This is a genomic window from Shewanella sp. 553 (genome assembly GCF_059338375.1).
On record NZ_CM181701.1, the window covers coordinates 882,818 to 895,031 of the forward strand.

At 48.2% G+C, this 12,214-nt stretch carries 11 protein-coding genes; 6 read left to right on the plus strand and 5 right to left on the minus strand.

All coding sequences use genetic code 11. The features are described from left to right. Window positions 1-40: 40 nt before the first annotated feature. The gene (gene cynR, locus AC5YBZ_RS04020) at window positions 41-928 is read right to left on the minus strand and encodes a transcriptional regulator CynR (protein WP_494519913.1); all 888 of its coding nucleotides are present in this window, start codon (window positions 926-928) and stop codon (window positions 41-43) included. A 105-nt stretch (window positions 929-1,033) separates the two neighbouring features. On the opposite strand from cynR, the gene AC5YBZ_RS04025 reads away from it, so the two are divergent. From AC5YBZ_RS04025 to AC5YBZ_RS04040, 4 genes are all read left to right on the plus strand, one after another. Then, on the plus strand, window positions 1,034-1,693 hold the full coding sequence (locus AC5YBZ_RS04025; RefSeq protein WP_494519912.1) for a carbonic anhydrase: 660 nt from the start codon (window positions 1,034-1,036) through the stop codon (window positions 1,691-1,693). Between the two features lie 30 nt (window positions 1,694-1,723). Then, entirely contained in the window at window positions 1,724-2,194 is a 471-nt protein-coding gene (cynS, locus tag AC5YBZ_RS04030; RefSeq protein ID WP_494519911.1) for a cyanase, read from the plus strand. A gap of 69 nt (window positions 2,195-2,263) precedes the next feature. Then, window positions 2,264-3,481 (plus strand): CynX/NimT family MFS transporter, encoded by a 1,218-nt coding sequence (locus AC5YBZ_RS04035; protein WP_494519910.1) that lies wholly within the window; start codon window positions 2,264-2,266, stop codon window positions 3,479-3,481. A gap of 627 nt (window positions 3,482-4,108) precedes the next feature. Further along, window positions 4,109-5,374, plus strand: a complete 1,266-nt coding sequence (locus AC5YBZ_RS04040) for a RidA family protein (RefSeq protein WP_494543439.1) — start codon at window positions 4,109-4,111, stop codon at window positions 5,372-5,374. Window positions 5,375-5,722: 348 nt separating this feature from the next. Here AC5YBZ_RS04040 and AC5YBZ_RS04045 read toward each other — a convergent pair whose 3' ends face one another. Both AC5YBZ_RS04045 and AC5YBZ_RS04050 read right to left on the minus strand, forming a co-directional pair. Beyond that, window positions 5,723-5,989, minus strand: coding sequence for an Lpp/OprI family alanine-zipper lipoprotein (locus tag AC5YBZ_RS04045; RefSeq protein ID WP_110456066.1), 267 nt, complete (start codon window positions 5,987-5,989; stop codon window positions 5,723-5,725). 204 nt (window positions 5,990-6,193) lie between these two features. Further along, window positions 6,194-7,438 carry a multifunctional CCA addition/repair protein gene (locus AC5YBZ_RS04050; protein WP_494519908.1) on the minus strand — a complete coding sequence of 415 codons (1,245 nt, stop codon included), beginning with the start codon at window positions 7,436-7,438 and terminating at the stop codon, window positions 6,194-6,196. A gap of 166 nt (window positions 7,439-7,604) precedes the next feature. Between AC5YBZ_RS04050 and AC5YBZ_RS04055 the strand changes: the two genes are divergently transcribed. Together AC5YBZ_RS04055 and AC5YBZ_RS04060 are read left to right on the plus strand one after the other, a co-directional pair. Beyond that, a complete protein-coding gene (locus tag AC5YBZ_RS04055; protein ID WP_494543440.1) occupies window positions 7,605-9,320 on the plus strand; it encodes an ExeA family protein in 1,716 nt (571 codons plus the stop codon). Next, a complete protein-coding gene (locus AC5YBZ_RS04060; RefSeq protein WP_494519906.1) occupies window positions 9,320-10,327 on the plus strand; it encodes a general secretion pathway protein GspB in 1,008 nt (335 codons plus the stop codon). Before AC5YBZ_RS04055 ends, AC5YBZ_RS04060 begins: the two co-directional genes overlap by 1 nt. A gap of 100 nt (window positions 10,328-10,427) precedes the next feature. Here AC5YBZ_RS04060 and AC5YBZ_RS04065 read toward each other — a convergent pair whose 3' ends face one another. After that, a complete protein-coding gene (locus AC5YBZ_RS04065) occupies window positions 10,428-11,684 on the minus strand; it encodes a cytosine permease (RefSeq protein WP_494519905.1) in 1,257 nt (418 codons plus the stop codon). Between the two features lie 114 nt (window positions 11,685-11,798). Next, window positions 11,799-12,188 carry an allophanate hydrolase-related protein gene (locus AC5YBZ_RS04070; protein WP_494519904.1) on the minus strand — a complete coding sequence of 130 codons (390 nt, stop codon included), beginning with the start codon at window positions 12,186-12,188 and terminating at the stop codon, window positions 11,799-11,801. Window positions 12,189-12,214: the final 26 nt, after the last annotated feature.

The following is a 12,214-nucleotide window of genomic DNA, read 5'->3' on the forward strand; positions in this document are numbered from 1 at the left end:
TTTGTCAGAATGGTTTCAACAGGATAGCTAGCTGCCTATGTTAGGTTAATTTTTCTGCCACTATCTGATGTGTTAAATCAATAAATGCCGCTGCCGCTGCGCTTTGGTAGGCGCCTTTGCGTTGTATTAACACCGCAGTTCGTTGTAACAAAGAGGGCGCAAGGGCGATTGAAACCAGTTCGTCGCGATTACTGGCAATGTTGGACGGTAGCAGAGTGGTCAGCGCCGTGTGGCGCACGATCTCAATCACCGCACTGAGAGAGTTGACCTCCATGAGCACCCGCGGTTGCACCTGATGTTGACGGCAATAACGATCGATCTGTTCTCGTGTAGCAAATTCACTGCTGAGCAGGACCAGTGATTGTTTACTCAGTATAGGTAGGTCAATCGCGGCCACCTTAGCCAGCGGGTGATCTCGTCCCACGACTAATGCCAGCGTTTCCTCTAATAGTGTTTGCGAGACAAGATCGGCAGACTGTACATCATCAAAGGCGATACCTAAATCAAACTTGTCCTCAAGTAAGTGCTCTTCCATCCGCTCTTGCGACATCTCCTGCACACTCAGTGTGACATTAGGATAGCGCGCATGAAATGCCTGTATTAACGGCCCGATGAGATAGGTGGTGAAGGTGGGCGTAATGGCAATGCGCAGCGCGCCGCGACTCAGGTTTTGCACATCATGAATCGCTCGTCGCCCCTCTTCTAAGTCTTGCTGGGCGCGACGGGCATAGCGTGCATAAACCTCTCCAGCATCGGTTAGTTGTATGGTGCGACCGGTGCGATCGAACAGGATCGTTCCAAGGTTTTCCTCTAGTTGCTTGATTTGTTGTGACAGTGCCGGTTGCGACACATATAGAGCGTTTGCAGCCCGCGTAAAACTGCGGTGCTCAGCAACGGCGAGAAAATAGTTGATATGTCGTAATAGCATGGTTCACCCATAAGTTTTACTTATGGGGCTGATAATACATCGGTCTTTTACCTTATTACAAGGTGGGCGTAACATCCACTGCATCGATTAGAGAGAGACACCACTATGAAAGAGATCATTGAAGGTTTTTTAAAGTTCCAGAGTGACGCATTCCCCGAGCGCGCCGAGCTGTTCAAAAATCTGGCCACTAAGCAAAATCCACGTACGCTGTTTATCTCCTGCTCGGACAGCCGCTTAGTGCCTGAACTGGTTACCCAGCATGAACCCGGTGGACTGTTTGTTATTCGTAACGCTGGCAACATAGTGCCATCTTACGGTCCTGAGCCTGGTGGTGTATCAGCTTCAGTGGAATACGCAGTTACGGCATTGCGCGTCACCGATGTCGTCATTTGTGGCCACTCAGATTGTGGTGCGATGACCGCGATAGCCACATGCAAGTGCATGGACCATATGCCAGCAGTTGGCAGTTGGCTGCGCTATGCCGATTCGGCTCGTATCGTTAACGAAGCTCGTCCTCATGTCAGTGAACGAGACCGTATTGAAGCTATGGTGCGAGAAAACGTGATAGCTCAACTTGAAAATATTAAAACCCATCCATCAGTGCGCCTGGCCCTAGGAGAAGGTCGTTTGGCATTACATGGCTGGGTTTACGATATCGAGTCAGGCCGTATTGATGCGTTAAATGGTGCCACTAACACCTTTGTTTCACTTGCGGATCATACCGATGTCCGCGCCTATCCAACACAGCTACCAGTAGCTGTATAACCCTTACTTAACTCAAAAGAGGTATTAATTATGATCCAGTCTCAAATCAGCAATACAGCTCGTCAGGCGTTAACTGAAGTGATTATTGCAGCCAAAGCAGAAAAAAACTTGTCGTTCGAGCAAATTGCCGAGGGTACAGGCCTTAGTGATGTATTTGTTACTGCCGCCCTGTTAGGTCAGCAGCCATTACCAGCCGAAGCCGCCCAAAAGGTGGGTCAAACCCTTGGTCTTGATGATAGCGCGATTGCATTACTACAAACGATCCCTTTGCGTGGCAGCGTTGAAAACAACATGCCAACCGATCCAACAATCTATCGCTTTTATGAGATGATGCAGGTTTATGGCACCACACTAAAAGCCCTAGTACATGAACAGTTTGGTGATGGCATCATCAGCGCCATCAACTTCAAGATGGACATGAAGAAAGTAGAAGATGCTGAAGGTGGATCGCGCGCGGTGATCACCCTTGATGGTAAATTCCTGCCTTATAAGCCTTTCTAACCATTGGCCTTATAACGATAGTCGGTGCATTGCGCCGACTTTTTTCTTCAGACAGGCCAGTATTTACCTATGAACACTGATAATAACAAGGCGTCCAAGTCTTTTACGGGTCAATTTAGCTTGGCTTCCTTTTGGCCTATGCTCGTCATTGCCGCATTGGCAATCAATCTACGTCCGGCGCTCACCGCCATCGGTCCCTTGCTCGAAGAGATCCGTAGCAGTACCGCAATAGGATTATCAACGGCTTCACTGTTAACCGTATTGCCCATGCTATGCATGGGGCTATTTCCCTTGCTGCAACCCTGGCTAGGACGACGACTGAGTGAAAGTGTGTGGATAACGCTTGGGCTACTTGCCATCGCCTTTGGCTGTCTATGGCGTTTATGGCTGAGTGACGGCGCCGCGCTTATTAGTAGTGCGTTACTGACCGGAACAGGCATAGCCATAGTGCAGGCAATAGCGCCCGGTGTCGTTAAACGGTGGTATCCACAGCGTGTGCCTTTGGCCATGGGTATTTACTCAGCGTCTTTGATGGCTGGAGGTGGCTTCGCCGCCATATTCAGCCCTATGGTGGCGCACCATTATGGCAATTGGGGCGCAGGGTTAGGTCTGTGGTTCATCCCCGCCATCATCGCTATGCTGCTATGGTGGTCAAGGCCTCGCGAAGTATTAGCAGCTAAGGATGATGGCGTCTCAATCAACTTTTTCACGCATCGGCGTGCTTGGTTGCTGGCCATCTACTTCGGGCTGGCTAATGGCGGTTACGCTTGTATGATCGCTTGGCTACCCAGTTATGCCCGTAGTTTAGGCTTGAGCGCGCAGAGTAGCGGCGAACTTATCGGCATCATGACGCTGTTTCAGGTGTTGGCCGCACTGACGGGGCCAGTGTTGTCAGTTGAGCGAGATCGACGCCCATGGTTGTTTTTTGGCATTGGCATTCAGTTAATCGGATTCAGTGGACTAATGCTGGTACCTCAGCCAATGTTGGTGGTTTGGGTCGCAATGATTGGCACCGGCCTTGGCATCGGTTTTGCGCTGACGCTGACGGTGGCACTCGAACATCTATCGACACCGAGGCTAGCGGGGGCGCTAACCGCATTTATGCAGGGCATGGGTTTTATCATCACCGCCATTATCCCCTATATTGCAGGAATACTCCGTCAATCGACAGGGAATTATCAGGCCTCTTGGCTGATGTTGATCGTCGCGCTTGTCGTGATGCTTATTATCACATCGAGGTTCTCTCCAACTGGCTACACCAAGGCGATGGCTCCCAATAAAGCCTAACCATGTAGTTTCTGTGAGCTTGAGGATTTCTGAGTCTTAGTGTGCGAGCATCTTGGTATTAATCTTGATTTGGCTGGACCCGACGCCAATTTGCGCTGTCCGCGTAATAGGCTGTGCATGATGGGATGATAAGAAACGCTTTTCTGCCTATGAGTGTGATATTAAACGTGAAAGCTGCTGAGCAGCGGATAATGCTTAATCACCACAATGGGCATCTATGGTGTCGTTAGTTATAGATTAAACACTAATAATTTGAATCACGAATAATTAAAGCTTAAAAAAATGGTTTGTTTATATCATCAAGTGAGATTGCTATATTTATTTAATGAATAGTATTTATTGTGGATATTAATAGCGCTATATCATTAATGACTCGTATCACAGTTAATGCAAGGCGTAGTTATTAATCTCTTGTGTGTTTCTGTTATTTGGTGGTATTAATATTCCAATAGCTAAATTAGCTATCTTAGTTAATATAATTAGAGTCGATAATCTAATCCCTCTTAATCGAAATTGTGTTAAAGCATTAATTTATGCTTTAAAGCCTTTGTGTGTTTAAAAATTAGCATGCATTTAAACGTAAATAAAATAACTCTACATAAATGATATAAAATAGGATGTAACTATATGAGTGGTAAAATTATTAAGGTTTCAAGAAATACCGGCAACGCACCCGAAAGCTCTGTATATACACAAACGGTGGCATTTTCTCATTACAATAATATTTCGGCTCAATTACCCGTAGACCCTAAAACGGGGCAAATAGTGACTGGTGGTGTAAAAGAGCAGACAAAGCAGTGCTTAAACAATATTAAAGCCATTGTCGAGAGTATCGATCATGTAATGGACGACGTTGTAAAAATTAATATTTTCCTTAAAAACATCGCCGATCTTGATGCTGTAAATGACGTTTATAGCGCATTCTTCCAAAGCTATCTTCCAACACGGACGACAGTTGCTGTTGCTGCTTTACCTATCCAGGGGGCTTTAGTTCAAATTGATGCGGTTATTTCCAATGGGGAGGGTACTGCTCCACAAGCACCTTGTGCACTGGTCAAGGTCGCCAGCAATACGCAGCAGGCACCCATTAGTTCGGTATCGACGCAAACAGTGGCGTTTTCGCATTACAACAATATTTCAGCTCAATTACCTATCGATCCTAAGACTGGGGCAATGGTCGAAGGTGGTGTACAGGAGCAGGCTGCGCAGTGCTTAACAAACCTTAAGGCGATTTTAACCAGTATTGATGTACCTTTTGACGATATTGTCAAAACAACGATATTCATTAAAAATGCCGCCGATATTGAAGCTGTCAACGAAGTGTATACCACTTTTTTCCCAGACTCTGCAATTGCTCGAACCGCAGCTTATGTACCCGCACGCTCTATCTTAGTTGCTGCAGCTTTGCCTATGGATGCTTTAGTGCAAATTGATGCGGTGGTATCACACGGAGATGGCACTCCGCCACAAGCGGTAGAAGACAGACATGGCATTGTCATAAGGGCAAGTAATACGCCAAACGCCCCCCTAAATGCGCTATATTCACAAACTGTGGCTTTCTCACATTATAATCATATAGCAGCTCAGTTACCTTTAGAACCACAAACAAATCAACTGGTTGATGGGGGCATAACAGAGCAGGCCGAACAATGCTTACGCAATATCAAAGCCATTGTTGAAAGTATCGACCATGTGATGGACGATGTCGTTAAAATCAATATTCAGCTGAAAAACATTGCCGATATTGAGGCGGTAAACCAAGTTTATACCCGCTTCTTTGACGGTGCTCTGCCAGCAAGAACAACTGTCGGGGTTAGTGCTATCCCTATGGATGCCTTAGTGCAAATTGACGCGGTTGTTGCTAATGCAGAAGGGACACCGCCACAAGCATAGCGTGGATGTTATTGCCGTTGACCCACTCTTCAATAGCGGTAAGTTAAGTTTGGCTTATCATAACATATGACATTTATGGTCGAGGTGAGGATCTGGAAGTGATGCTAGATGCTAACTTTGTATTCGAATCTGTCGGAAGTTTTGTTGTATGTGCCGTAAGATTAGAGGAGTTGGGCGAGTAATGATTTTTATGACTAAAGACTTTGATTCGCTCTGGCAATGCGAGTCAGGATAACGCCAAAAAATTAAGGCTTGGTATGGTGTGTGTCACTAACAGTGGCACTTTTACTCACCTTTAACCAAGCCTTGTAAGTTCACTTATAAAAATAAGCTTAACTTTGAGACAAATTACTTCTTGTAAGAAGAAGCGATGTTGTCGATACGGCTGTTAGCACGCTTAGCTTCAGCTTGTGCGTCCATAGCTGCTGCTTTTGCATCTTTAACGTCTGCAGAAAGAGCGCCTTGCTCAGACTTAAGAGAGCTAACTTCAGCTGATAGTTGATCAACCTTGTTGCCTAGGTTCGCAACGCTTTCTTCTAGAGCAGTAGTGTTTGCACAACCACCAAGAAGGGCCGTCATTGCTACGCCAGCAAGCATAAGTACTTTTTTGTTCATTGGGAAATCCCTTTAGAGTGTGTTGGATTAAGTGGAGCAGTTGAAACACAACTGCAACTAGTTAATTATGTCATAGCTATATTATTTTGCTATGAATTTTCGTGTTTACCTTGCAATACAATATCTCATGAGCACCCAAAAGCAAGACCCTGTAGGTAATTTGTGTCAATTTAGGTCATTGATCACCATACCGTTAACCTTATGCTAGTGCTTTGTATCAGTTTGCAGCCTATTAGCTTTGTATTTTGCAATAATTTCAATGCGCTGACGTTGTAGTTCGCTTTTGATCTCGGCCCCAGTAAAGCCAGCATCGATAATGGGTTTTATGGCAATGTTTTGTGCCGCCTCAAAGCAGTCTTGTAAGTATTGCGACTGCGGGTAGTCGTGCTGTTCAAATCCGCTGCGGCCTTTCATGTCGGCTTCACAGGCCAACAACAGCTGAGATAGCCGCTGGGGCTTACGCCAGAGATCGGCTTTGTCGAATATTTTGATGATGGTCTGCGGCTTTAACTCAAAAGCCTGATGTACATTTTGATGCTGATCGCATACCAGTAAAGCCAGATCGCGATATTCATTAGGTACCCTAATGCGAGTACACAGCGCTCTGATTGGCGCCAGCCCTTTTTGTCCATGGCCGTGATGTTTAGGCAGTAGCTCAGGCGGTGTAAGGGCTTTACCTAAGTCATGCACTAGGGCTGCGAAGCGGATTGCACGCTCTGGTGATAACTTTGCGGCTTGTTCGAGTACCATCATGGTGTGCACACCAGTATCAACCTCTGGGTGCCACTCTATTGGCTGGGGGATGCCAAATAACGCGTCAATCTCGGGGAACAACACTGGCAGTGCAGCGCACTGGCGTAATACCTCAAAAAACACTTGCGGCGCCTCGGTTGCCAGTGCCTTATCTAATTCTAAAAATACCCGTTCTGGGGTTAAGGCATCGAGTTCGCCGCTGCGGCTTATCTGTTGCATTAATGCCATGGTTTCTGGCGCAACACTAAAACCTAAGTGGTGGAAACGTGCGGCGAAACGAGCCACCCGCAATACCCGCAGTGGATCTTCGACAAAGGCCGCCGATACGTGGCGCAGTAAACGCAGCTCAATATCGCGTTGGCCGCCATAGGGGTCAACCAGTGTACCTTGCTCATCTTGAGCGATCGCATTAATGGTTAAGTCGCGGCGCAGCAGATCCTCTTCAAGGGTGACATCGGGGGCGGCGTAACAACTAAAGCCACCGTAACCTGCAGCAGTTTTGCGTTCGGTGCGCGCTAAGGCATATTCTTGCTGAGTTTTAGGGTGCAGAAACACCGGGAAATCTTTACCCACTTGATTGTAGCCTTGAGCGAGCATCTGTTCAGGTGTTGCGCCAACTACCATGTAGTCACGATCTTTGATGGGCAGTTGCAATAATTGGTCGCGGACCGCGCCGCCAACGAGATAGATTTTCACCAGTTTAAGTCTCTTTGCTTACTTTGCCTCTAGCTTATCATGCTAAGGGGGCGTGATCGTACTGTTTGCAACGCGGCGGCGCGCAAATATTTTAGGCTAATTTTTGACAATGGATTGGCTAAAGCTTAGTTTGGAGCGTCAATTATTTTTTGGGACTACAGCCTGCATGTACAAAGCGTTTTATGGACTTAACGATAACCCATTTTCTATTGCACCCAACCCGCATTATCTGTTTCTAAGTGACCGTCATCGTGAGGCGTTGGCACATTTGACCTATGGCCTAGGTGAGACGGGGGGCTTTGTACTGCTAACGGGCGAAGTTGGCACAGGAAAAACCACGGTGTCGCGTACCTTGCTCAATCAGTTACCGGACAATACCGACACCGCCTTTATTCTGAACCCTTCGCTAACCGAGTTAGAGTTGTTAGCCACCTTGTGCGATGCATTGAATATCGAATATGGCACCGAGCCGAGCCTGAAGCAGCTTACCGATAAAATAAGCCAGTTTTTATTGGCGAACCATGAACGCGGACGTAATACCGTGATGATCATTGATGAAGCGCAGCATCTGCGCGCCGAAGTCCTTGAGCAGCTGCGTCTGTTAACCAATCTCGAAACCGACACTAAAAAACTATTACAAGTGATTTTGATTGGTCAGCCAGAGCTACAACAATTGCTTAAACGCCAAGAGTTACGTCAATTGGCCCAGCGCATCACCGCCCGTTATCACTTATTGCCTTTGACTCAGCAAGAAATTGCTCTGTACGTGCAGCACAGATTGCAGGTAGCGGGGCGGCATGAGCCTTTGTTTCATCGCAGTGCGATCAAAGCCTTGCATCAATACAGTGGCGGTATTCCGCGGTTGATTAATCTGTTGTGTGAGCGCGCCTTGATGGCCGGTTACGCGCAATCTAAGGTGCCGATTGATGCCAACATGGTGCGCACTGCGGCAACGGAAGTGCTCGGCGAAGAGGTTAAGTCGCGATCGCTTTTTTGGCCTACGGCAGCGGCGGCCGCCGTGGTATTCACCTTTGCGGGGGCATTTTATCTGTTTAACCACACTGATGAGCGTGGCGCGCTTAATCTGGTCGCAGAGCCGAGTACTAATTCCAGTGCAGTACTCAGTTCAGGTGCGGGCGCTTCATCGAGCCAGATGCCTAATCAAGTGGCGCAGCGCGAGCGCTCAGGCGATTGGGGGGCGATTCCTCAACCCTCAGATGACCTTGATAGCATGAGCGCGCCTAAGTCGGCGCAACTGAGCGCCAGTCAACAGATTTTGCGTCAAGCCATAGAGCAGAGCCGCAGCATAGATAGCGCCTACGCCAGTATTTTAGGCTTGTGGGGCAAGTCGCCCTACATCGGCTTAACGGCTTGTCAGTCGGCGCAGCAGCAAGGGCTCGATTGTTTTCAGCAACAAGGTAATTGGTTTTCGCTGCTACGGTTAAACTACCCTGCGGTGGTGTATCTGCAAGATGAAGATCAACAGCCATTTTATGGCACAGTGGTGTCGCGCCAAGGTGAGCAGCTGTTGTTGCAACTGGGCGAGCAGCAATTGTGGGTCGACAGAGCTTGGTTTACTCGCCATTTCAGTGGCACCTTCGAAATTTTATGGCAGGCGCCCAGTTACCAGCCTAAAGAGATAGGTCGCGGCGCGCCAATTGCGCAGGTGCAATGGCTTGAAAATGCGCTGGCACATATCCAGCAAAAATCTCCACGTTTGGTGAACCAATTTGACGATGAGTTAGAGCAGGCGCTGCGAGCGTTTCAACGTCAGCACGGTTTGCGGGCCGATGCCATTGCCGGCAGCCAAACCTTAGTGCAGCTTAATCTTTACTTGAGTGATCAAGGGCCGCGGCTGCAAGAAAGTGGGGGGCGCTACTGATGTCTATTTTACTCGATGCCGTGATGCGAGCTAAACAGCAAGAGCAGCCTCTAGATGCAATTATTACTCCGCGTGCCCAATATCAGGCGATGAACCGTACTCGTCACCTTGGATTAAAGTTGGCGCTGTTTGTCACTCTGCTGGTGCTCGCGGTATTGGCGGCATGGCTACTCAGTAGTGTCAGCCCGTTACGCCCAAACGCTTTGAAGGCGCCGTTATCTGAGCCCACAGTGACACGACAGCCTGATGCGCTAGCGTTAATGTCGCCGTCTAAGGTCAGTCACAGCCAGCAAGCTAATTCTAGCCCACAAGCTAATGTGGCCGACACCACGCAGCCGGCGAGCCCAAATGTGCAGCTGGCGGGAAAAGTTGCATTGCCTGTACCCATAGCACGGCCTATGGGCTATCAAGCGCAGGCAGTGCAGGTTAGTGAGCAAGCCAATTTGGCGCAGGGGTCGCGCACCATCGCCATGGCAACCCAAGTGACAGATAACGCCGCCCAAGAGCCCATTATTTTAGGCGCGAATAGTAATCAACGTGGCCAAGACTTACTTAATTCGCTGCAGGCGCAAGTCGATGAAGCCGCTAAAGATGTGGGCTTTAGCAACTCAACCCACGCGCGGGGGCACAATGCACCTGTGAGCCAAAGTGAGCCGCCAAGTGATAACCTGCTCGCCGCCTTTGAAGCGGCATTAAAAGCGGTGGAGATAGATAAGGCGGTGGCAACGCCTGTGACCGAACCTAAGCTTGATCCTATTCCTGAGCCTAGCGCCGATACGCTGCCTAAATATGGGCAGTTACCCGCTAGTGTGCAGCTACAGGTGCCTGAATTTACGATATTGGCTCATGTCTATGCCAGTAACCCCGATAAGCGCTGGCTTAATGTCGATGGCGCCGAGTTACAGCAAGGTGACATGATTGGCGACGCATTACGCATTATCGAGATAAGACCGCGTGATGTGGTACTTGAAGTGGCTGGCACCGAGTTTAAAGTGCCGGCCATTTAATATTTGTTAAGCATAATAAAAAGGCCATGCCTTCTGATACAGAAGAGATGGCCTTGTAGTACTGACTTATACCTTAGGGTTTGACATGAGTCGTTAAGCGTTAACCGTTATTAGTCAGTGCGTTACTCTTGGATTGACCGATACGCGTTAATAGGAAGTAACCTACTGAAGCTATCATCAAAGAGTCAATCGATGGGATCCCCGATAGGGTGAACCAACCATTTACCGTGCAAAAGCCCACTAATGAACCCACACCCCAAGCCACAAAAGTCATTGGCTTAATGGCAGGATCTTGTTGTAAGCAGGCTTCATCATAGCCGTTACGACGATTGATAAAGAAGTCGGCAATGTAGATCCCTGCAATGGGAGGGGTTGCGATACCCAAGAACAATAAGAATGGAATAAACCACGCCATAATATCCATGCTACCGACGATTGCCGCCAGAATACCGAGTACCACAGTGAGCTGCCATTTAGGGAACTTAGTAAACAGCGTTGATACCACTAAGGTGCCCTGGAACATGTTACCCGCGTTACCTGTGATGCAAGCAAACACCAGCAAAATAGCTGCAGGCAGCGTGCTACCAATAATCGCCATGGCAGACAATAGCGAGCCTTCAGAGGTGATAGACCCAGGTATCGCGCCCACCAAAAAGAGCACAGGATAGGCTAAACCAAAGGTTAATACACCCGCTAATACCGCATGCTTACGATTGTGAACAAAGCTGCCAAAATCGGGTGAGGTGGCCACTAAGACGATGATGGTACCCACTACCGATGACACCGCTGCACCGAAACTTAAGCTACTGACTTTCTCAACCACTGGCACCGAGGCGGTTAATGCCATATAAAGGATCACAAACATCAACAACACTATGATGGGCACGGCAAATTTTGATACCTTGCCCAGCGCTTCAAAGCCAAAGGCGGTAGAAGCAACAAAAATAACACAACCTAGGGCCACGATAAGCGCTACGGGTAGCTCAAGCCCAAATTGTGTGGCCAGCAGATCATGCACGCTGTGGCCAAACATGTTCGCCGTCACTGCTATCCAACCAAACAAGCTGATGGCCATGATGACATTGATGGCGATAGCACCTTTGCTGCCAAAGGAGTATTTCACAATGCCGTATGTGGGCAAGCGAGCCTGCTCACCAATGGCAATGTTGATCACCGCAAGCACGGTTAAGATTAAGCTGCCCACAGCAATCACCGCTGCTGCAGAGCCTAATGTTAACTGGCTACCGAGACTCGATGAGGCTAATAGCACTGGGGTTACAAGGATCCCTAGCAGGATCATTGCGATTTGAGCACCGGAGGCCGTGTTGGATTGTTCGGTATTATTTCTGCTACTCATAATTAGTACGCCTTAAATTCACAACTGAATGTGATTGAAGAGATCCCAAAGACAATCGGTGGTGACTTGTCGATGTTATTGTTATTTGTGTATCTCGATTTATGCGTTAACGGTTTATGCCTTGGTTGTCTTGATATAATTGCGCCATCCACCGGTCTCGGTGATTTCACGCTGTCCTTCGACCAGCCATGGCTCACCTAACACCCCCAGTACTTCACTACCATCGGCAAGCTTAACTTTACCGATAGCAAGGCCTGCAGGCTCATTGCTCAATACCGAAGCGAAGGCTTCCATAGGCAGTTCCCACACTTCAAGGTCAACGCTGTTGCTTGGCGCAGTGGTGCGGATCATTGCAGGGTGAACATCATTGATTGACCATAGGCGGTAATGCTGGTCGGTTTTATCTTCACGAATGAATTTACCGCCCACATTGATTAGGTTTGGGTTGAGTTCAAGGCCGCGCATTAGGGTGCCGTTTACTGCTAAAAGAGTTGTTTTAGACATAAGATTTACTCCGTAAAAAAAAAGGG